This window comes from Streptomyces sp. NPDC058751, assembly GCF_042746485.1.
Taxonomy (GTDB): Bacteria; Actinomycetota; Actinomycetes; order Streptomycetales; family Streptomycetaceae; genus Streptomyces.
The window spans coordinates 1-20,813 of record NZ_JBHYPZ010000077.1; the positions used below are offsets into that span (position 1 = coordinate 1).

Here is a 20,813-nt window from a genome sequence, read left to right on the forward strand (position 1 = left end):
CCCCCCCCCCAGCGCTGGTATTTGACCGCCTCCTGGATGCCCCCCCCCCCCCCCCCCCCCCCCCGCCCCCCCCCCCAACCCCCCCCCCCCCCCGGGGGGGCGACACCACACCCCCCCCCCACCCCCCCCCACACCCCCCCCCGCACCCGGGGGGGGCCCGCCCCGCCGCAGGTGCCGCCGCCCCGGCCCCGTCAACTCCGGTCCTCGCGCTAGGACCCCAGGACCGAGGCCAGGAACTCCCCGGTCCAGCCGAGCAGTTCACGGCCCACCAGCGGCCTGCCGCCGACCTTCGCGGTCTTCGGGCGCGGGACGAGGATCTGGTGGGACGTCGGCTTGATGACGGTCCCCGGGTACAGGCGCTTCAGGCGCAGCTCCTGCGACTCCCTCAACTCCACCGGCGCGAAGCGGACGTTGTTGCCCTGAAGGACGATCTCGCCCACCCCGCAGGCACGCGCGAGCATCCGCAGTCCCGCCACCAGGAGCAGGTTCTCGACCGGCTCCGGGAGCTTGCCGTAGCGGTCGACGAGTTCCTCGCGGACCGCCTTGACGTCCTCCTCCGTGTTCGCGGAGGCGATGGACCGGTACGCCTGCAGGCGCAGCCGCTCGCCCGGCGCGTACTCGTGCGGGACGTGCGCGTCGACCGGAAGCTCGATCTTGACCTCCAGCGGCGGCTCCTCCTCCGCACCGCCCTCCAGGGAGGCGCGGTAGTCCGCGACCGCCTCGCCCACCATCCGCACGTACAGGTCGAAGCCGACGCCCGCGATGTGACCCGACTGCTCGCCGCCGAGCAGGTTGCCCGCGCCGCGGATCTCCAGGTCCTTCATCGCCACGTACATGCCCGCGCCCATCTCCGTGTGCTGGGCGATCGTCGCGAGGCGTTCGTGGGCGGTCTCCGTCAGCGGCTTCTCCGGCGGGTACAGGAAGTAGGCGTAGCCGCGTTCCCGGCCACGGCCGACACGCCCGCGCAGCTGGTGCAGCTGCGACAGACCGAAGTTGTCGCCGCGCTCCACGATCAGCGTGTTCGCGTTCGAGATGTCGATGCCCGACTCGACGATCGTCGTGGAGACCAGCACGTCGAACTTCTTCTCCCAGAAGTCGACGACGACCTGCTCCAGCGCCTGCTCCGACATCTGGCCGTGGGCCGTGGCGATCCGCGCCTCCGGGACGATCTCGCGGAGGCGGGCGGCCGCCCGGTCGATGGACTCGACCCGGTTGTGGATGTAGAAGACCTGGCCCTCGCGCAGCAGTTCACGGCGGATCGCCGCGCCGATCTGCTTCTCCTCGTACGGGCCGACGAAGGTCAGCACCGGGTGCCGCTCCTCCGGCGGGGTGGTGATCGTGGACATCTCCCGGATGCCCGTCACCGCCATTTCGAGCGTACGGGGGATGGGGGTGGCGGACATCGTCAGGACGTCGACGTTGGCGCGGAGCTTCTTCAGCTGCTCCTTGTGCTCGACGCCGAAGCGCTGCTCCTCGTCGACGATGACCAGGCCGAGGTCCTTGAACTTCGTCTCCGAGGAGAACAGCCGGTGCGTGCCGATGACGAGGTCGACCGCTCCGTCGCGCAGCCCCTCCAGGACCGCCTTCGCCTCGGTCTCCGTCTGGAAGCGGGACAGGGCGCGGACGTTCACCGGGAACTGCGAGTAGCGCTCGGAGAACGTGCCGAAGTGCTGCTGCACGAGCAGGGTCGTGGGGACCAGGACCGCGACCTGCTTGCCGTCCTGCACCGCCTTGAACGCGGCGCGGACCGCGATCTCCGTCTTGCCGTAGCCGACGTCGCCGCAGATCAGACGGTCCATCGGGACCGTCTTCTCCATGTCCTCCTTGACCTCGGCGATCGTCGTGAGCTGGTCGGGCGTCTCCGCGTAGGGGAAGGCGTCCTCCAGCTCGCGCTGCCAGGGCGTGTCGGCGCCGAAGGCGTGACCGGGGGCGGCCATGCGCGCCGAGTACAGCTTGATGAGGTCCGCGGCGATCTCCTTGACCGCCTTCTTGGCGCGCGCCTTGGTCTTGGTCCAGTCCGCGCCGCCGAGGCGGTGCATGGTGGGGGCCTCGCCGCCGACGTACTTGGTGATCTGCTCCAGCTGGTCGGTGGGGATGTAGAGGCGGTCGCCGGGCTGGCCGCGCTTGGCGGGGGCGTACTCGACGACCAGGTACTCGCGGGTCGCGGACTGGACCGTGCGCTGCACCATCTCGATGTAGCGGCCGACCCCGTGCTGTTCGTGCACGATGTAGTCGCCGGTCTCCAGGGTCAGCGGGTCGATCGACTTGCGGCGGCGGGCCGGCATCCGGGCGCCGTCCTTGCCCGCCGCCTTCTGACCGGAGAGGTCCGTCTCGGTCAGGACGGCGAGGCGCAGCGCCGGGTCGACGAAGCCGTAGTCGATGGAGCCGCACGCCACGTGCACGACGGAGGGGCCGATCTCGGCGAGGTCGGTGTCCAGGCGGGCGGCGATGCCCTCGCCGCCCAGCACCTCGACGGTGCGGGCGGCCGGGCCGTGCGCCTCGGTGACGTAGACGGTGTGCCAGCCGTCGGCCAGCCAGCCCTTGGTGTCGGCGAGCGCGCGGGCGGTGTCGCCGCGGTAGGTCTCGGGGGCGTGCATGCCCAGCTTGAGGGTGTCGCCGACTCCTCCGGCGAAGGAGTCCGCGAGTTCCCCGTCGGCGGCGAACGGCGACACCGACCACCACATCATGTCCAGCTCGCGCGCCCGGTCCCGTACGTCCGCGATGGACCACAGGGAGGCCGCGCCGACGTCGATGGGGGCCTCGCCGCCGCCGGCCGTCGCCGCCCAGGACGCCTGGAGGAACTCCTGCGAGGTGGCGACGAGGTCGGCGGCCCGGGTCCGCACCCGCTCCGGGTCGCACACGATCGTCATCGCGCCCTGGGGCAGGACGTCGAGGAGCAGTTCCATGTCGTCGACGAGGACCGGGGCGAGCGATTCCATGCCCTCCACGGCGATGCCCTCGGCGATCTTGCCGAGGAGTTCGCCCAGCTCCGGGTGGGCCTCGGCGAGGGCCTCGGCACGCGCCCGGACGTCCTCGGTGAGCAGCAGTTCGCGGCAGGGCGGGGCCCACAGGCCGTGTTCGGCGACCTCCAGCGAACGCTGGTCCGCAATCTTGAAGTAGCGGATCTCCTCGACGTCGTCGCCCCAGAACTCCACGCGCAGCGGGTGCTCCTCGGTGGGCGGGAAGACGTCCAGGATGCCGCCGCGGACGGCGAACTCGCCGCGCTTCTCCACGAGTTCGACGCGGGAGTACGCGGCTGCCGCGAGCGCCCCGACGGTCTCGCCCAGGTCGGCGCTCACGCCGGTGCGCAGGACGACGGGCTCCAGGTCGCCCAGGCCCTTGACCTGGGGCTGGAGGACCGAGCGGATGGGGGCCACGACGACGGACACCGGGCCGGTCTCCGGGTCGTCGGGGCGCGGGTGGGCCAGGCGGCGCAGGACGGCGAGGCGCCGGCCGACGGTGTCGGAGCGGGGCGAGAGCCGCTCGTGGGGCAGCGTCTCCCACGAGGGGTACTCGACCACGCCGTCCGGCGGGAGCAGGGAGCGCAGGGCGGCGGCCAGGTCCTCGGCCTCGCGGCCGGTGGCCGTGACCGCGAGGACGGTGCGGCCGCTCTCGCGGGCGAGCGCGGCGACGGCGAACGGGCGGGCCGCCGGCGGGCCGACCAGGTCGACGTGCATCCGGTTGCCGTCGGCGGCGGCCTTCACCGCCTCCGTGAGGGCGGCGTCCTTGACGACGGCGTCGAGCAGACCGTGCAGGCTCATGAAGGGCTTCCATCCCGGGGAGTGGGCAACGCGAGACGCCCGACACGTGGGACGGGCCGGGGGCCTCAAGCCTACGACGGTGCGATGTCGTGCGCCGGAGCTGTGGACAACCGGGGTCCCGGGGAGGCGCGGTCGCCCCGTACGACTGCGAGCGGCTCGCGCGCCGGACCCGGGGCGCCGCCCCTGCCTCCCGGTGCTTCCGTCACCCGTCCGGCCCTTCCTGCGCGGGCTTCCCGCTGCCGTCGGACGATGAAGGCACTCGCGGGCGGCGGCGCCCGGGCCGCTTCCGGGTCACCCGCGCGTCTTCCGCAACACGCGTACGCACCAGGACAGTCGCCCGGCTTTCTCGTGTCATATTCGGTAAGCCCGTGTCGATTAGACAGGTGGCGCCTGGGTACCACTCGTATGGACGACAGTCGTAAGACAATACGCATGAAGCTAGCAGCCGAGTGGGTATGGCTTCCCGAGCATGCCCTTTCGCCGCCTCCTCATTGCCGCATGTCGACGCGCTGTCATCACCATTCGAAGGAGCACCATGCCCACCGCTTTGGATCCCAGCCTGAACCGCCGCAAACTGCGCCTCGCCCTCAGGAGCGCTCGCGACAGGGCCGGGCTGACTCAGCGAGACGCAGCAGCGGCGCTGGAGTGGTCCCTTTCCAAAATCATCCGGATCGAGGCGGGCACCGTGAGCCTCTCGGTGACGGACCTCCGCGCCATGCTCCGGGAGTACGGCGTGACAGCGCCGGAAGACGTCGCCGAACTGGAGGAAGCCGCCCGCGGAAGCAAGGGACAGTCGTGGTGGTCGGAGTACAGCGACGTCATGACCCCGGTCTTCGCCCAGTTCCTGGGTTACGAGAGTGCCGCCACCCTGATCCGCGCCTATCACCCGAGCCTTGTCCCGGGGCTCCTCCAGACGACGGACTACGCGAGCGCGCTGTTCGAGGCGAGCCCGATGGACGCCAAGCGTGTGCAGCGCACCCTCGACATGAGGCTCGCCCGGCAGGAGCGCGTCCTGCAGGAGGGCGGCCCGAAGGTCGAGGTGGTCCTGGACGAGGCGGCACTGCGCCGCCAGATCGGCGGCCCCGCGACCATGCGCCAGCAGGTGGCCCACATCAGGGAAATCGCATCGGGGGAGCAGGTGAGTACCCACGTCCTGCCCTTCACCGCCGGCGCCCACGACAGCCTGGAGAGCAGCTTCTTCCTGCTCAGCTTCCAGGACGAGGAGGACGCGCTCTACCTCGTCGGCCCTGGAGGGACCCTCACCAACCGGGACGACCGGGAGATCGTCGCCCGGTACCAGGAGTGCTACGAGGGCCTGCTCAGCAAGGCGCTGTCGGAGACCGACACCCTCGCGCTGCTCGATGAACTCATCGAGTTCCATCACGCCCGAAGCTAGGTCACATGCGCGCAGGGGGGAGGACGCCGTGACTTCCGGCAGGAAGAGGAGAAAGGACCGCGACCCGCATGCCTGCCAGGGATGTCAGGCCACCGGCTCTCGGCAGTCCCCCGAAAGCACCGCCGCCCCCGAACCCACGTACAACGCGTTGGTGCAGCAGGGGATCTCCAGCAACGCGGCGTCCTCCCGCTTCCGCCAGATCAAGGATTCCGAGACCACCAACAGGATCAGACGGCAGCAGGCCCACGTCGACGGTCTGATACGCGTCTTCCGCAATGTCGCCGCCGTGGCCGTGTTCGCCGTGGTGACCTTGACGGTGGTGGCCTACGCGGGCATGAAGGCCGGAATCCCCCCGGAGGTCTGTGTCGCCGCCGGCGTCACCAGCGCGACGTTACTGGTGAGGGCCTTCACCAAGATTTTCGATGCGGTGCGCTCCTTGCTGCCGGCCGCACCAGAAGACCGACCGTCCAACGGCGAGCCGTAGAGGCGTCGGTGACCCACCACCAGGCAGCCGCCATCGTGGTGAGAAGCAGAACGGCCACCCAGACGATGACACGGGCGACCGGCCCGGCGGCCAGGAGCGACACGGCCGCTCCCACCGCGGTGGCGGACATGCCCGTCAGAAGGCAGTAGAGGCCGAACCCACTGCGGTTCGGCGAATTCGGTGAACAGGTCTTGTGCTGTTGGCCGTTCATCTTCACGTCCGGCTGTCTCGCCATTACTTTCCGACCGGTCCGGATACCCCCTCCGCCGCCGCCACATGCCGCACTATCGCGCGCCAAGCCTGTGGGGTGAACGACAGTATCCCGACGCCGGGCAGCTTGGAATCACGCACGAGAACCTGCGCACCGGTGAAGGCGACCTCGCAGCAGGTACCAGCTTCTGTGCTGTAGCTGCTCTTCCTCCACGTGAACGTGCTTCCACCACGACGCAACGCTACCCCCGCTCACTGCTCAAGGCGCGTTCCCAACTGGGCTCCTGTGCACGGCGCAACCCGTCATGCACCACGACACGGCATGGCAGGACGCCATACCGCGCAAAGGATGGATACCCTCCGCGCCCCTCGGGGGAACGCGCTTCACGAGATGGCTTGAAGTCGGGGCCGCGCGAACGGGCCGGCGCCGAGGCGTCCCGCAGGACTCCTCGACGCCGGCCCGGCCACCGCGACCCCCGTACGCGGTGACCGCTTCGACCGTCCGACGGCTAGTCGGTGGCGATCGCGTTCAGTACGTTCATCCGGCCCGCCCGGAACGCCGGGACCAGGGCGGCGAACAGGCCCACGAAGGCCGATCCGACGAAGACCCCGATGATGGTCGGCCAGGGGATCTCCAGGACGTTCAGCCCCTCCAGGGCCAGGAGCTGCTGGGCGGTGGCGCCCCAGCCCATGCCCAGGCCGAGGCCGAGCAGCGCGCCGAAGAGGGCGATGACCACCGACTCCATGCGGATCATGCGGCGGAGCTGGCGGCGCGAGAGGCCGATGGCCCGCATCAGGCCGATCTCCCGGGTGCGCTCGACCACCGACAGGGCCAGGGTGTTCACCACACCGAGCACCGCGACGATGATCGCGAGGGCCAGCAGGCCGTAGATCAGGTTCAGCAGCTGCCCGATCTGGTCCTTCATGGCCTGCTTGTAGTCGGTCTGGTCACGGACCTGGTACTGCGGGTAGTCGTGCATGGAGGACTTCAGGGCCTTGTACGCGCTGTCCTGCTGTCCGTCCTTGGCCGAGGCGAAGACCATCAGGTCCAGGGGCATCTTGTCGGCCGGCACGTACTTGGCGAGCGTGGCGATGGAGGTGTACTTCGAGCCCTTGTCGATGACGGCGTCGCTGCTGGTGATGGCGCGGACCGTCAGCTCGGCGGCGGCACCGTCCTTGAAGGCGACCTTGATCTTCGACCCGAGGTGGATGCCGTGGTCCTTGGCGAACTTGTCGTGCACGGACATCGAGTCGGGCAGGTAGGCGTCCTTCAGGTCACCGGCGACCGTCTTGGTCCGCAGGTCGGTGGCGTACGACGGGTCGGCCGCGGTGATGTCCGTGTCCTTGAGCGTCTTGCCGTCGGGGGTGGTGTAGTCGGCCTCCGCGATCCGGTACTCGGTGACCCGGGCCAGCCCCGGCGTCTTCTTCACGGCCTGCACGGCCTGCTGGGTGATCGGCTGGCCGGCGTCGTTCTGGATGATGAAGTCGGTGCCGACGCTTTTGTCCAGCTCGTCGGACGCGGAGGCGACCATGGAGGAGCCGACCACCGACAGGCAGGCGACCAGCGCGAGGCCGATCATGAGGGCGGCGCCCGTGGCGCCCGTGCGGCGCGGGTTGCGCAGCGCGTTGCGCTCGGCCATGCGTCCCACCGGGCCGAACGCCCGCAGCAGGACCGCGCCGAGGACGCGCACCACACCGCTCGCGAGCAGCGGGCCGATCACGACGAACCCGAGCAGGCTGAGCACCACGCCGAGACCGAGCCACATCGAGCCCTCGCTCGCCTTGGTGGCCTCGGAGGCGAGGTAGAGGCCGAGGCCGCCGGCACCGGTGAGGACCAGGCCGAGCACGGCCCGTACGACTCCGGCCTTCGCGTCGGCGGGGGCGCCGGCGTCGCGCAGGGCGGCCATCGGGGAGACCTTGCCGGCCCGGCGGGCGGGCAGGTAGGCCGCCAGGACCGTGACGACGACGCCCAGGACCATGCCGATCACCGGGGTCGTCCAGGCCACCGTCAGGTCGTCGGTGGACAGGTTCATGCCGGTCATGCTCATGAGCTTCATCAGGCCGACGGCGATGCCGATGCCCGCGCCGACACCGAGGACGGAGCCGGTCACACCGAGGAACAGGGCCTCGATCAGGACCGAGCGGTTGACCTGCCTGCGGCTGGAGCCGATGGCCCGCATCAGACCGATCTCACGGGTGCGCTGGGCGACCAGCATCGAGAAGGTGTTGATGATCAGGAAGATGCCGACCAGGAAGGCGATCCCGGCGAAGCCGAGCATCGCGTACTTCATGACGTCCAGGAACCCGCTCACGTCCTGGCTGTTGGCGTCGGCGGTCTCCTTCGCGGTCTGCACCTTGTAGTGGCCGCCGGTCGTGGCCGTCACGTTCTGCTTGAGCCGGGCGTCGCTGACTCCGGCGGCGGCGGTGACGTTGACGTTGGTGTAGACGCCGGTCTTCCCGACGAGCGTCTTCTGGGCGGTCGGCGTGTCCAGGTAGAAGATGGCCGCGCCGGGGTTGGTGACGGTGAAGGTGGCGATGCCGGAGATCTTCGCGGTGTGCGTGCCGACCGCGCTGATCACACCGACCTCGTCGCCGAGCTTCAGGTCGTGCTTGTCGGCGGTGTCCTTGTCGACCATCACCTGGTCGGAGCCCTTGGGCGCCGCACCGGAGGTGACCTTCATCGTGCGGGCCTCGTTGGCGTTCCAGCTGCCGACGATGGTGGGCGCGCCGCTGGAGGGCGACAGGTTGTCCTTGTCGGCGTCGACGACGGTCACGGCGCTGGAGAAGACGGTGCCCTCGGCCGACTTCACGCCCGGCGCCGACCGCACCTGGTCGAGAACCGAGGCGGGCATGACCGGCGGCCTGCCGTTGCCGGACGTCGTCTCACCGGTGTCCGAGGCGCTCTTCGCGCTCACCGTCACATCGGAGGAGGTGGCCGCGAACAGCTTGTCGAACGTCGTGTTCATCGTGTCGCTGAACACGAGCGTCCCGCAGACGAAGGCCACCGACAGCAGGACGGCCACGGCCGACAGGGCCATGCGTCCCTTGTGCGCGAAGAAGTTGCGCATCGAGGTCTTGAGGACGGTCATGACGTCCGCCCGCGGGAGTCGAAGTCCTTCATCCGGTCCAGGACCTGATCGGCCGTCGGCTGGTGCATCTCGTCGACGATCCTGCCGTCCGCGAGGTACAGCACACGGTCCGCGTACGAGGCCGCCACCGGGTCGTGCGTGACCATCACGATGGTCTGGCCGAGGTCGTCGACCGAGCGCCGCAGGAAGCCCAGCACCTCGGCGCCGGCCCGGGAGTCGAGGTTTCCGGTCGGCTCGTCACCGAAGATGATCTCGGGGCGCGCCGCCAGCGCCCGCGCCACCGCGACGCGCTGCTGCTGGCCGCCGGAGAGCTGGGTCGGACGGTGCTTGAGCCGGTCCTTGAGACCGACGGTCTCCACGACCTGGTCCAGCCACCCCTTGTCGGGCTTGCGGCCCGCGATGTCCATCGGGAGCGTGATGTTCTCCAGGGCGTTCAGCGTCGGCAGCAGGTTGAACGCCTGGAAGATGAAGCCGATCCGGTCCCGGCGGAGCTGCGTCAGCTTCTTGTCCTTGAGTCCGGTGATCTCGGTCTCGTCGAGGAAGATCTGCCCGGAGGTGACGGTGTCGAGCCCGGCGAGGCAGTGCATCAGGGTGGACTTGCCGGACCCCGAGGGGCCCATGATCGCGGTGAACCGGCCCCGGTCGATGTCCACGTCGACCTGGTCGAGGGCCACGACGCGGGTCTCCCCGGACCCGTACGCCTTGACGACCTGCCGCGCCCGCGCGGCAACGGCCGTACGCCCTCCAGTGCCCTTGTGCCCGGGAATGCTTACAGCCGATGTCACGGTATGTCTCCTAAGTCGGCCAGCAGGGGGCCCTGCTGGGCTTCGAAAGTCTGCGAGCGGGTGCGAGGGCCGTGAAGGTCCACGCCGGCCGGACGCGGTGCGCCGGCCGTGTCATCGAGTCTGGTGCCGGAAGGGGGTCGTACGCGCTGGTGCACGGCCCCGTCTTCCGCCTGGGGAAAACCCCACCCCGTGGGTGCGGTTCGTACGACCAGAACGCGCTCCCGACGACGTAAGACCAGGTTAAGAACGCTCCTGGCCCGTCTCCTCCTCCGACGGGACGAACCCTCCCCGACCCCTGGTGCGGACATCCCCCTAGGGGTTCTCCACCCTCCGGTGGAGAACTTCTCGGGGTCGAGTCCATCTCCGGGCCCACACAGCCTCCACCCTCCCCCGACGTGAGGCTCAAGTGGCAAGCTGATCCCGGTAGATGGATGCAGGGGGAAAGGAATCCCGTGGGCGAGCAGGACACCGGGACACCGGTCGTACGCGAGCACCCCGCCCCCGCGGACCGGGCCGAGACCCGGCGGCGGCGCGCCGTCATCGCCGCGCTCATGCTGGCGATGGCGCTCGCCGCGCTCGACGCGACCATCGTGTCCACCGCCGTCCCGCAGATCGTCGGCGACCTCGGCGGCTTCTCGGTCTTCTCCTGGCTGTTCTCGGGCTACCTGCTGGCCGTCACCGTCACGCTCCCCGTCTACGGCAAGCTCTCCGACACCTTCGGCCGCAAACCGGTCCTCATGGCGGGCGCCGCGCTCTTCCTCCTCGGCTCGCTGCTGTGCGCCTGCGCCTGGAACATGGCCGCGCTCATCGCCTTCCGCGTCGTCCAGGGCCTGGGCGGCGGCGCCCTCCAGGGCACCGTCCAGACGCTCGCCGCCGATCTCTACCCGCTCAAGGAACGCCCGAAGATCCAGGCCAGACTGTCCACGGTGTGGGCGACCTCGGCCGTCGCGGGCCCGGCCCTCGGCGGCGTCCTCGCGGCCTACGCCGACTGGCGCTGGATCTTCCTCGTCAACCTTCCGGTCGGCGCCGTCGCCCTGTGGCTGATCGCCCGTCACCTGCGCGAACCGCAGCGCACCGTCCCCGCCCGGCGGCCGCGCATCGACTGGGCGGGCGCCCTCGCGGTGTTCGCCTGCGGCGGCGTCCTGCTGACCGCGCTCGTCCAGGGCGGTGTCGCCTGGGACTGGCTCTCGGCCCCCTCGCTCGCCCTGTTCGCCGCCGGAGCGTGCCTGCTCGCGGTCGTCGTGGCCGTGGAGCGGCGGGCCGCCGAACCGATCATCCCCGGCTGGGTGTGGCGCCGCCGGACGATCGCCGCAGTCAACCTCGCGCTCGGGGCACTGGGACTGCTCATGGTCGCGCCCACCGTGTTCCTGCCCACCTACGCGCAGGCGGTCCTCGGCCTCGCCCCCGTCTCCGCCGGATTCGTGCTCTCCGTGTGGACGTTGAGCTGGCCGCTGTCCGCGGCGCTCAGCCAGCACGTCTACCGCCGCATCGGCTTCCGCGACACCGCCGTCCTCGGCATCGGCGCGGCCGGCCTGCTCCTGCTCGCCTTCCCCCTCCTGCCCACCCCGGGCGAGGCGTGGCAGCCCGTCGTGCTGATGCTGCTGCTGGGCGGCGCCCTCGGACTCTTCCAGCTCCCGCTGATCGTCGGCGTCCAGTCCACCGTCGGATGGGCCGAACGCGGCACGACCACCGCCTCCGTCCTGTTCTGCCGGCAGACCGGACAGACCCTCGGCGCCGCCCTGTTCGGCGCCCTCGCCAACGGGGTGCTGGCCGCGCGGCTCGGCGGCGCCGGGGACCTCGACGCGGTGACCGGCGCACTGAACTCGGGCGCCCCGGACGGGCGGTTGCGCCACGCGGTCGCCGACGCGGTCCACGCCGTCTACCTGGGCGCCGCCGGGGCAGCCGCCCTCGCCCTCCTGGTCCTGCTGCTCCTCGCACCGCGCCGCTTCCCGGTCCTCGACGACCCGACGGACTGACTCCCGCCACCACTCCTCAAACGCCGAGGGGCTGAAACCTTCCCGGCCGGGGCTCGAATGGTCGGCCACCACGACGCACCCGCAGCCGGGATCCGGCGGAAGGGGACGTGCCGGTACATCGATGGCCGTCGCCACTAACGCCCACATCTCCGTCCAACGGCGACGGCCTGATGCACCGGCACGGCCCCGACCCACCCACCGGACCGGAACCGCACCGGAGCCGGACCCCCGCTTCCCCACGCGAAATCCGAAGAACCTTCAGGACCGCTCCAGGAGAACTCCACGGGTAAACGCGGGTAACACCCCAGGTAAACGCGGGTAACACCCCGGGTCGTCGAAGTAAGCGCGTACCGACCGCCCAGTTCGGCGAAACGGTCGCGCGGCCCCGCTACCTACGAGTAGCGTGCGCGCTGCTCACCCCCCGCTCCCTGCGGTCCCGCCCCGGACCCGAGCCACGCAAGGAGAACCGGGATGCCCGACACGTTCTCGTCCCCCGAGCACCCATGGCCGCCCCGGCAGCAGCACCGGCCCCCCTACCCGCCGCCGTCCCCGCGAGCCCCGCTGTACCAGCCGTACCCGCCCCCCGCGGACGACTCCGAGGACCCCGGACATCCGCAGCCCGGCCCGGCCCCCGACCCCACCCGGCTGACCTACCCCTGGCAGCCCCGGCCCCGGCCGCCCGAGCCCGAACGACCGCGGATGCCACGCCACCGCCCCCTCGGACAGCACAGCGACATCAGACTGCTGCGCGGCGCCTACCGCCGCCAGCGCCGCGTCGCGACCCTCACCGCCCTCGGCTACTTCACCCTCTTCCTCCTCCTGTCCGCCTTCGCACCCTCGCTGATGACCACCACCGTCTCCGGCGGACTGTCGACCGGCCTGCTGCTCGGCCTGCTCCAGGTCCCCGTCACCTGCCTGGCCATCGCCGTGTACGAGCACTCCGCGCGCCGACGCCTCGACCCGATCGCGGACCGGATCCGCAGACAGAGCGAAGTGGACGCGAAGCGGGAGGCGGCACGATGACGGGGTTCACCACCTCCACGCAGACCATGTCGCTCGTGGCGTTCACGGCCGTCGCCACCGTCACCCTGCTGCTGTGCGTGATGACCGGCCCCGACCGCGACGACCTGGACGAGTTCTACACCGGCTACGGATCCCTCTCCCCGATGCGCAACGGCCTCGCCATCGCCGGGGACTACATCTCCGCCGCGAGCGTGCTCGGCACCGGCGGCGTCATCGCGCTGGCCGGCTACGACGGCGTGGTCCTCGCCCTGAGCACCGCCCTGTCCCTGGTGCTGCTGATGTTCCTGCTGGCCGAACCGCTGCGCAACGCGGGCCGGTTCACCATGGGTGACGCGCTCGCGCGCCGCATGCCCGGCCGCGCCGTCCGCAACACCGCCTGCGCGGTGACCATCGTGGCCCTGCTGCCGCTGATGCTGGTCCAACTGGCCGGGGCGGGCGACCTGCTGGCGTTCATCCTCGGCTTCTCCGCGGACTCCCTGAAGACCGGCTGCGTCGTCGTCCTCGGCGCGCTGATGATCAGCTACGCGGCGATCGGCGGCATGAAGGGCACCGCCCTCATCCAGATCCTGAAGATCGTCATGCTGCTCGGCTCCGGCGCGGTGGTCGCCGTGCTCGTCCTGCACCGCTTCGACTGGAACCCCGGCACCCTGCTGACCGCCGCGGCCGGCAACAGCGGCGTGGGCGACGCCTACCTCCGCTCCGGCCTCCAGTTCGCGGGCGGTGCCAGCCCCCGCCTGGACATGATCACCTCGGAACTGACGGTCGTCCTCGGCGGCGCCTGCCTCCCCCACATCACCATGCGCATGTACACCGCCGACAGCGCCCGCCAGGTACGCAGGTCACTGTCCTGGGCGGTGCCGTGCGTGGCCCTGTTCGTCCTGGTCGTCAGCGTCATCGGCTTCGGCGCCACCGCCCTGATCGGCCGCGACGCGATCGCGGCCGCCGACCCCCAGGGCAACACGGCCTACCTGCTGGGCTCCCGGGCGGCCTTCGGCACCTCCGTCTCCACCGCCGAGACCCTCCTGTTCACCACCGTCACGACAGCGATCTTCCTCACGCTGCTCGCGTCCGTCGCCGGGATGATCCTGGCCTGCGCCAACTCACTCGCCCACGACGTGTTCGCCCACAGCCGGCTCCTGCGCGGCCGCCGCCGCGGCGACGAGCTCTCCCCTCGCCGCGAGATGCTCCTCGCCCGCGCCTCCGCGCTGGCGGTGGGGGCGCCGGCCATCCTGCTCGCCACCCTCGTCCAGCACCACAGCCTCCAGCCCCTGGTCACCCTGTCCTTCTGCCTCGGCGCCTCCGCGATCGCGCCCGCACTGGTCTACGGCCTCTTCTGGCGCCGCTACACCCGCGCCGGCCTCCTCGCCACCCTCGTCGGCGGCACCCTCACCGTCCTCGTCCTCATGCCCGGCACGAACCTCGTCTCCGGCTCCCCCACCGCCGCGTTCCCCGACGCCGACTTCAACTGGTTCCCGTTCACCACGACCGGCATCGTGTCGATCCCGCTGGGGTTCGCCTACGGCTGGATCGGAACGGTGGCGTCGGGGCGCCGGAAGGCGGGGGAACAGCGGAAGCAGTACGAGGCGGTGGAGGGGTGGATCCTGGCGGGGGCGATACGGAGGGGGAAATGAGCCGACGGCTGATGAAAACCGACCGGGACGACGGCTGGTGAAAACCGACCGAGACGGGTGGGCGGGTGGGAGACCCGCCGCCGAGCCCGGCTACTCCGCCGGGGCCTTCCCGGTGAGAGACGTGAGACTGCTCCGTACGTGGTCCATGTGGGCCCGTACGTGATCCCACCGCTCCCCGTGCTCCCGCAGCACCCGATCCGTCTCCCGGGCGACCCGCTCCTCACTGACCCGCGCCTCGGCGACCAGCTCGGCAGCACGCGCCCCCGCGTCCTCCTGCCGGTGCCGGTCCCACTCCTCCGCCTCCGCGAGACCCCGTTCGGCCAGCGCGAGCGCCTCCCCGGCACGCGCCTCGCGCTCCAGCGCAGCGGCCTCGAACGCGGCCTCGCGCTCGGCGGCGGCCCGCTCGAACTCCGCCAGCCGCGCGGCGTGCTCCGCCTCCTGCCCGGCGACCAGGGCCTCCGCACGCCGCCGCACCTCGCGCAGCGCCGCGAGCAACTCCCCCCGGTTCTCCTTGACGTCCCGCCGCGCGGAGATCCGTACCCCGTCGGCCTCGGCGCGCGCGTCGGCCAGCCGCCCGAGGGCCCACTCCTCCGCCTCGCCGCGCACCTCGTCGGCGTACGCCCGCGCCGCCTCCCGCACGTCACGCCCCACCGCCTCGGCCGCCGCGGCCTCCGCCCCGGCCTCCTGGCGGGCCTCCTCCCGCAGGGCCCCGGCCTCCTCCTCACCGAGCTCGAAGATCCGCCGGGCCCGCTCACCCAGCTCCTCGTACGTCTGCGGGGCCAGCCGCTCCACGGCCTCCCGCAGCCGTTCCGCCTCGGCCTCCATGTCCTTGGCCAGCACGGTGAGCCGGGCGGCCCGCTCCCAGGCGGCGTCACGGCCCCGGGAGAGCGCCGCGACGTACGCGTCGACCTGTTCGGGACGGTAGCCACGCCCCCGTACGGCCACGAAGCCGTGCGGTGACACCGGTGTGCTGCGCATCCTTGGACCCCTCTCCGCCCGACACACACGAAAAGACGATTTCGCGCACATCTTGATGGATCACGCGGAAGTGTTCATAACGCGACACTCCGCCCGCCCATTCAGTCGGATACAGGTCACACTCCTGTCATTCGAGATCAACGGCGCCGGTCGAACGGAAGAGGCGCCCGGCCCGTGACCCGGGCCGGGCGCCTCTTCCGCGGTGCGGTCGTCCCGACCGTCCCGCCGTGTTCCGAAGGACCGCTAGAGCAGCCCGTCCCACATCTCCTCCAGCAGGACCGACCACCAGCTCTCCGGGGAGGCCAGGGCCGCCGGGTCGAGCGAGGCCAGCTGCGCCTGGAAGTCGACGGTCCAGCGGCCCGCCTGCTCCTGGTTGAGGCCGTACCGCAGCCGCCACATCCGGCCGAGCAGCGCCAGACAGCGCGCGAACTCGGGCAGACCGGTGTTCACGAACTGCGGCGGCACCGGGGCACCCCCGGGACCGGCCTCCACCGGCACGGCCACGATGTTCGCCGTGCCGTACTGGACACAGATCGCCTTGCCGAAGTCACTGCCCATGACGAGGTACGAGCCCGCGTCCTGGGACGCCTGCACCCCCCGCTCCTGCGCCAGTTCGGCCAGCGTGGGCACCGGACGGCCCGGCTGGGCCTGCGCCCAGAAGAACGGGCCCATGTCGACCGGCAGTCCGGCCACCACCAGGACGTGCGCCACGACCGGCGGCACACCCTGCCGCGAGACGGCCGCGTGGTCGAACCGGAACAGCCCCGGCCCGAACGCCGCCGCCAGCTCCTGCCCGATCGCCTCCGGCGGGATCGGCGGCGCGGGCTGCACCGGCGGGATCGGCGCCCGCACCGGCGCCGGACGCGCCGGCCCGTCCGCGACCTGGTGCAACTCGCCCTGATGCGCGAGGAGCTGGTGCATCCCCTGCTGCCGGCTCGCGTGGTCCGTGCCGTACGGCGCGATGCTCGTGATCCGAGCCTGCGGGAAGGTCTCCCTGATCATCCGCGCGCAGTACGCGCCCGGCAGCTCGCAGGACTCCAACTCCGTGTGCAGCTCCAGCACTTGCTGCGGCGGTACGTTCATCGCGCGCAGCTCGTGCAGGATCTGCCACTCCGGGTGCGGCATGCCCGGCGCGGACCGCCGGATGAGCTGCTGCTCGGAACCGTCATGGGCCCGGTAGCGCAGCACGGCCTGGTAGCCGGGTCCGACGGTCGGCTGCCCCGTCTGCGGATAGCCGTACGCAGGCTGCTGACCGGGCAGCGGCTGAGGGGCGCCCGGCGGCACACCAGGAGCCTGCGGCGGCTGCGGCACACCGGGACCCCCGGCCGGAGGGGCGAACATCGTCGCCGCGTGATGCACCTCACCGGAGGGAGTTCCCCCCGGAACACCGGGCGCGCCAGGAGCACCGGGCGCACCCGGCGGCTGCGGCGCACCGGGACCGCCCGCCGGAGGACCGGCCAGCATCGTCGCGGCATGGTGCGCTCCCCCCGGAGGAGGCGTCGCACCCGGCGGGGCCGGCACACCGGGAACGGGCGGCGGCCAGGACGCGCCCGGAGCCCCCGGGGCACCCGGCGGCTGCGGCGCGCCGGGACCGCCGGCCGGAGGCCCGGCCAGCATCGTCGCGGCATGGTGGACACCGCCCGGAGGAGGCGTCGCACCGGGCGGCGGGGGCACACCGGGCACCCCCTCGGGCCCGTCGGGCCCGAGCTGCGAGACGAGCTGCGTCGGCACGTAGCCGCCCGCGGGCGCGCCCGGGGCGGACGGCGGAGGCGTGGCACCCGGCCGCGCGCCCGGCACACCCGGGGCACTCGGCGGATGCGGAGCACCCGCCGAACCCCCGCGCGCCGCCCGGGGCGGCTGCGCCTTGCTGGTCGCCGCGTCGGCGATGTCACCCGCGTTCGGGGACATCGGACGCGACGGCGCGGCGGGCGGCGGCGTACCGGGGGCACCCGGCACCCCCTGACCCGAGGAAGCGCCGGCCGGCACGGACGGGTCCGGGCCACCGGCGACGGGCGTCACCGTCGTACGCGGAAGCTGACTGCCCCCGGACATCAGGGCGGTCTGATCGAGCGCGGCCGCCGGCGGCGGGGTGCGCGAGTCGTCGACGTCCGTCAGCGGCGGCGCGAACACGGTCGCCGGCAGCGGCACCGAACGGTCGTCCCCGGGATCGGCGTTCGTGTCCGTCCCCGCCCACGGGGTCACGTCGACGGGAACGGCCCGCCCCGCGTCCCGCGGACCGGGCACCTCGTCGTCGGTCGCCGCGTCCGGCCACGGCGTGGCACCGCCGGGAACCGGAGAGGAAGGCACACCCGGCGTGGTGGCCGGGGAAGCGGCGTGCACCCCCGGCGCGGCACCGGCCGCGCGCCCCACGGAATCCCCCGGCGCACCGGAAGACGAACTCCCGCTCCCAGCGGCCCCGTTCGCCGAGCCCGCCGCCGAAGAGGCGGCGGCCGGACGGGACCCGGCCCCGTCCGAACCGGACGACCCCGCCCCGGCACGCCGGTCCGGGATACCCATCCTGTCCGCGGCCTCCTGCAACCACTCCGGCGGACTCAGCAGGAACGACGTCTGGTTCAGATCCACCCGGGCCGCGGGCGCCGGCGCCGGTTCGGGAGCCCCGGCCGGCACCCCGTACTCCTCCTCGTACCGGCGGATGACCTCACCCACCGGCAGCGCGGGCCACAGCGTGGCCTCACCGCTGTCCCGCGCGATGACGAGCCGCTGCGCGCCCCCGTCCGAACGCGGCCCCTCGGCACGGTCCTCCGCCCACACGACGAAACCGAGTTCGAACTCGCGCACCCGCACCTCACGGTGCTGGTACCCGGCCACATCCCCGTTGATCCACTCTTCCGCGCGCTCCTGCGCCTGCGCGAAGGTCACCATCGCAGCCTCACTCCCCCACCGAAGAGACGGGCACGGCACGGGCGAAGCCACCGTCCACCATCAGATTCGCCACCGTCTCCAGCTCCGGCGGATTGCCCGCGAGCCGCGACAGGAACTGGTCGAAGTCGTCACCGCACGGCAGCAGCAGCCGCTGCACCCGCTCGGCCGCCGGCCACCCGTCCTGGTCACGGGCGTCGTCGAACGCGCAGAACCAGACCGAACCGATCCGGTCGCCCTTCACCTTCACGGCCAGCAGACCGCCCTGCACGAACCCGACACCCAGGTAATCCTTGGTCAGATGGTCGCGCAGACACTTGTTGACGTACACCAGGTCGTTGACCGCGGCCTCGTCGCGCACGGTGAACAGCGGCTGGTCCACCAGCAGTCCGAGCTCGGCGTCGAGCGCGGCACCGACCGGCGCGCACCCGCCCGCGGCCTTCAGGAACGACCGGTAGGCACCGGGCAGCCGGTAGCCGAGGTCCTCCTCGACCGCCTGAACCTGCTGCTCGGTCACCGCGACCGACGACTTCGGCAGCCCGAAGTGCGCGGGCCGCGTCTCCTGCAACGGCCGCGTCCCCCGCTTGTCATGGTCGACGGCCGCGGTCGCGACACCACCGTGATGCCGCAGCAGCGCCTTCACCTCGACCGGCACCAGCTCCAGCCGCCGGGTGCCCGCCACGTGGTGCCACGTCCAGCCGTGCGGAGTCGCCACCGCCGGGATCGTGTCCCACAGCTCGTGCCCGGACCCGGCGAGCGCGGCGTTCGCGGAGACGTAGTCCGTCAGCCTCAACTCGTCGACACCGAAGCCCTCCGGAGGCTCGGCGATCTCCGCCGCGGCACGCGCGTAGAGCGAGAAATCCGGATAGCCGCGCTCGTCGATCCGCACGCCTCTGGGGTGGCGCGCCGCCCGGACCGGATCCGGGAAGTGCACGACCTGCCCGGCGTAGGCCGCGTTCGGCGGCGCGGCTTGTTGCCCGAGCCGACCTGTCGTCATGACGGTTGCCCCCTGCGGCGTCTTCGGTAGCTGGATGAAGTGCGAATGTCGACAGCCTATTCGGTTGTACGACACCGGTCACCGGGCCTCCGGTTCCGTGACCAGCCGTCACCCCACAGTGACCCTGTGCCTAAGACCTGGCGTGTCGCGGTGCCCCAGCTACCGCTCCCGCCGCGGCGTTTGGCAGTCTGTCTCCGCACCGGGGGATGCACGGGAGGGAAAGACGATCATGAACGCGACGCATACGAGCACTTCCGGGGACCCCCGGGTCGGCTGGAGCAGCGCCGAGGCACTGCACGCGCCCGCCCTGCTGTACCGCCGTGACGGCATACTCCCCACCGTCGCCGCCGCCCTCTCCGTCCGCGGCACCACCCTCACCGGCACGGCCGCCCGCGGCGACCAGCCACCCGCCCTCCACCCCCTCGTCCAGGACTTCCTCGACACCCTCACCAACACCCAGCGCGACCGCTTCACCGGCCGCTGCGCCGAAGCCATCCTGATCTCCCGGCAGATCGCCTCCGCCGACGCCGAACGCAGCAAGCGCGCCGGCCGCAGGCCGATGACCAACGGCGAGGCCCGCAAAGCCCTCAAGGGCGCCAAACTCACCGCACGCCGCATCCGCGAGGACGGCGACCCCCTGCACGGCAGCTTCGCCCCGCCCTGCCGCTCCTGCACGGCACTCAGCGGCCACTTCGGCGTACGCATCGTCGACCCGGCGGCCCCGGGCGCCTGAACTCCCCCTCCCCCGCATGCGTACACGTATGACGGCGTCCCGCGACGCCGAGTCCCATCCCTCGACGAACGAAGGGCAGATGCACTCCGAACGCTCCTCCTCCAGCCTCTTCTCCCCGCCAGGGCAGGGGGGACCCGCCATCCGTTTCCCCGAACCCGTGAACGCCGCGCTGCGCACGGCGGGCTGGCAGCCGGGACGCTGGGACATAAAGCAGGCCGAGTACTGGGCGGACGAACTGCGCGGACACGCGTCGCCGGCCGGGCACCGGCACTCCGTGTTCCCGGCGGCGGTCGAGGCCTGGGCGGAGTTCGGGGGGCTGCGCGTCGGCGCCGCGGGACCCGGGCGCCAGGTCGCCCCCGCCCGGCTCGACCTCGACCCCCTGCACGGGCTCCACATGGCCCGCACCCTCGGCGACCTCGGGCGCGCGCTCGACACCGAGGTCTGCCCCCTCGGCGAGGAGCCCGACTCCCACGCGCTGCTCGCCATCGACGCCGAGGGCCGCGTCTACGCCCTCGACCACACCGGTGACTGGTACCTGGGCCCCCACATCGACGCCGCCCTCACCACCCTCCTCACCGGCACGGCCCCCGCCCGCCTGACCACCGCCTGACCCCGGCCGACTTTTTCGCCCCCTCCGCCCCTACCCGACCCGAACTCAGGGGCTCCGCCCCCGGACCCCCGCTCCTCAAACGCCGGAGGGGCTGAAATTTCCCCGGCCGGGGCTGAAAATCGCGCCTGCGAGGGACTGCGCCCAAACCACCGCACACCCGCGGCCGGGATCCGGCGGGAGGGGCCGTGCCGGTACATCACATGCCCGTCGCCACCGACGGTCACCTCTCCGTCCGACGGCGACGGGCGGATGTACCGGCA

14 protein-coding genes are annotated in these 20,813 nt (G+C 72.0%); 7 read left to right on the top strand and 7 right to left on the bottom strand.

The window, feature by feature from the left end; all coding sequences use genetic code 11:
• Nucleotides 1-209 precede the first annotated feature (209 nt).
• Complete coding sequence (gene mfd, locus ACFW6B_RS40045; protein ID WP_386604678.1) at nucleotides 210-3,761, bottom strand: transcription-repair coupling factor; 3,552 nt, start codon at nucleotides 3,759-3,761, stop codon at nucleotides 210-212.
• 535 nt (nucleotides 3,762-4,296) lie between these two features.
• Between mfd and ACFW6B_RS40050 the strand changes: the two genes are divergently transcribed.
• Nucleotides 4,297-5,157, top strand: coding sequence for a helix-turn-helix domain-containing protein (locus ACFW6B_RS40050; RefSeq protein WP_386604680.1), 861 nt, complete (start codon nucleotides 4,297-4,299; stop codon nucleotides 5,155-5,157).
• A 151-nt stretch (nucleotides 5,158-5,308) separates the two neighbouring features.
• On the top strand, nucleotides 5,309-5,641 hold the full coding sequence (locus ACFW6B_RS40055) for a hypothetical protein (RefSeq protein WP_386604682.1): 333 nt from the start codon (nucleotides 5,309-5,311) through the stop codon (nucleotides 5,639-5,641).
• Nucleotides 5,642-5,875: 234 nt separating this feature from the next.
• Here the strand turns inward: ACFW6B_RS40055 and ACFW6B_RS40060 are convergent, their stop codons facing one another.
• The 3 genes from ACFW6B_RS40060 to ACFW6B_RS40070 all read right to left on the bottom strand — a co-directional run bounded on the left by ACFW6B_RS40060 (nucleotide 5,876) and on the right by ACFW6B_RS40070 (nucleotide 9,725).
• A complete protein-coding gene (locus ACFW6B_RS40060) occupies nucleotides 5,876-6,091 on the bottom strand; it encodes a DUF397 domain-containing protein (protein WP_386604684.1) in 216 nt (71 codons plus the stop codon).
• A 269-nt stretch (nucleotides 6,092-6,360) separates the two neighbouring features.
• Entirely contained in the window at nucleotides 6,361-8,940 is a 2,580-nt protein-coding gene (locus tag ACFW6B_RS40065) for an ABC transporter permease (RefSeq protein ID WP_386604686.1), read from the bottom strand.
• Nucleotides 8,937-9,725 (bottom strand): ABC transporter ATP-binding protein, encoded by a 789-nt coding sequence (locus ACFW6B_RS40070; protein WP_386604688.1) that lies wholly within the window; start codon nucleotides 9,723-9,725, stop codon nucleotides 8,937-8,939. Before ACFW6B_RS40070 ends, ACFW6B_RS40065 begins: the two co-directional genes overlap by 4 nt.
• A 431-nt stretch (nucleotides 9,726-10,156) precedes the next feature.
• Between ACFW6B_RS40070 and ACFW6B_RS40075 the strand changes: the two genes are divergently transcribed.
• The 3 genes from ACFW6B_RS40075 to ACFW6B_RS40085 all read left to right on the top strand — a co-directional run bounded on the left by ACFW6B_RS40075 (nucleotide 10,157) and on the right by ACFW6B_RS40085 (nucleotide 14,355).
• Nucleotides 10,157-11,701, top strand: a complete 1,545-nt coding sequence (locus ACFW6B_RS40075) for an MFS transporter (RefSeq protein ID WP_386604690.1) — start codon at nucleotides 10,157-10,159, stop codon at nucleotides 11,699-11,701.
• 471 nt (nucleotides 11,702-12,172) lie between these two features.
• Nucleotides 12,173-12,724, top strand: a complete 552-nt coding sequence (locus ACFW6B_RS40080; protein ID WP_386604692.1) for a DUF485 domain-containing protein — start codon at nucleotides 12,173-12,175, stop codon at nucleotides 12,722-12,724.
• Nucleotides 12,721-14,355 carry a cation acetate symporter gene (locus tag ACFW6B_RS40085; RefSeq protein ID WP_386604694.1) on the top strand — a complete coding sequence of 545 codons (1,635 nt, stop codon included), beginning with the start codon at nucleotides 12,721-12,723 and terminating at the stop codon, nucleotides 14,353-14,355. Before ACFW6B_RS40080 ends, ACFW6B_RS40085 begins: the two co-directional genes overlap by 4 nt.
• A 90-nt stretch (nucleotides 14,356-14,445) precedes the next feature.
• On the opposite strand, the gene ACFW6B_RS40090 is transcribed toward ACFW6B_RS40085, so the two are convergent.
• From ACFW6B_RS40090 to ACFW6B_RS40100, 3 genes are all read right to left on the bottom strand, one after another.
• Entirely contained in the window at nucleotides 14,446-15,333 is an 888-nt protein-coding gene (locus ACFW6B_RS40090; RefSeq protein WP_386604696.1) for a cellulose-binding protein, read from the bottom strand.
• Nucleotides 15,334-15,576: 243 nt separating this feature from the next.
• On the bottom strand, nucleotides 15,577-18,216 hold the full coding sequence (locus tag ACFW6B_RS40095) for an SUKH-4 family immunity protein (protein ID WP_386604699.1): 2,640 nt from the start codon (nucleotides 18,214-18,216) through the stop codon (nucleotides 15,577-15,579).
• Nucleotides 18,217-18,223: 7 nt separating this feature from the next.
• The gene (locus tag ACFW6B_RS40100; protein ID WP_386604701.1) at nucleotides 18,224-19,210 is read right to left on the bottom strand and encodes an SMI1/KNR4 family protein; all 987 of its coding nucleotides are present in this window, start codon (nucleotides 19,208-19,210) and stop codon (nucleotides 18,224-18,226) included.
• A 229-nt stretch (nucleotides 19,211-19,439) separates the two neighbouring features.
• Between ACFW6B_RS40100 and ACFW6B_RS40105 the strand changes: the two genes are divergently transcribed.
• Nucleotides 19,440-19,943: a YwqJ-related putative deaminase gene (locus ACFW6B_RS40105; protein WP_386604702.1), complete on the top strand. Its 504-nt coding sequence runs from the start codon at nucleotides 19,440-19,442 to the stop codon at nucleotides 19,941-19,943.
• Between the two features lie 79 nt (nucleotides 19,944-20,022).
• On the top strand, nucleotides 20,023-20,553 hold the full coding sequence (locus ACFW6B_RS40110) for an SUKH-3 domain-containing protein (protein WP_386604704.1): 531 nt from the start codon (nucleotides 20,023-20,025) through the stop codon (nucleotides 20,551-20,553).
• Nucleotides 20,554-20,813 lie beyond the last annotated feature (260 nt).

Coding starts and splice junctions, on each gene's coding strand:
- mfd (WP_386604678.1), bottom strand. CDS start 3,761: ATGAGCCTGCACGGTCTGCTCGACGCCGTCGTCAAGGACGCCGCCCTC.
- ACFW6B_RS40050 (WP_386604680.1), top strand. CDS start 4,297: ATGCCCACCGCTTTGGATCCCAGCCTGAACCGCCGCAAACTGCGCCTC.
- ACFW6B_RS40065 (WP_386604686.1), bottom strand. CDS start 8,940: ATGACCGTCCTCAAGACCTCGATGCGCAACTTCTTCGCGCACAAGGGA.
- ACFW6B_RS40075 (WP_386604690.1), top strand. CDS start 10,157: ATGCAGGGGGAAAGGAATCCCGTGGGCGAGCAGGACACCGGGACACCG.
- ACFW6B_RS40080 (WP_386604692.1), top strand. CDS start 12,173: ATGCCCGACACGTTCTCGTCCCCCGAGCACCCATGGCCGCCCCGGCAG.
- ACFW6B_RS40085 (WP_386604694.1), top strand. CDS start 12,721: ATGACGGGGTTCACCACCTCCACGCAGACCATGTCGCTCGTGGCGTTC.
- ACFW6B_RS40090 (WP_386604696.1), bottom strand. CDS start 15,333: ATGCGCAGCACACCGGTGTCACCGCACGGCTTCGTGGCCGTACGGGGG.
- ACFW6B_RS40095 (WP_386604699.1), bottom strand. CDS start 18,216: ATGGTGACCTTCGCGCAGGCGCAGGAGCGCGCGGAAGAGTGGATCAAC.
- ACFW6B_RS40100 (WP_386604701.1), bottom strand. CDS start 19,210: ATGACGACAGGTCGGCTCGGGCAACAAGCCGCGCCGCCGAACGCGGCC.
- ACFW6B_RS40105 (WP_386604702.1), top strand. CDS start 19,440: ATGAACGCGACGCATACGAGCACTTCCGGGGACCCCCGGGTCGGCTGG.
- ACFW6B_RS40110 (WP_386604704.1), top strand. CDS start 20,023: ATGCACTCCGAACGCTCCTCCTCCAGCCTCTTCTCCCCGCCAGGGCAG.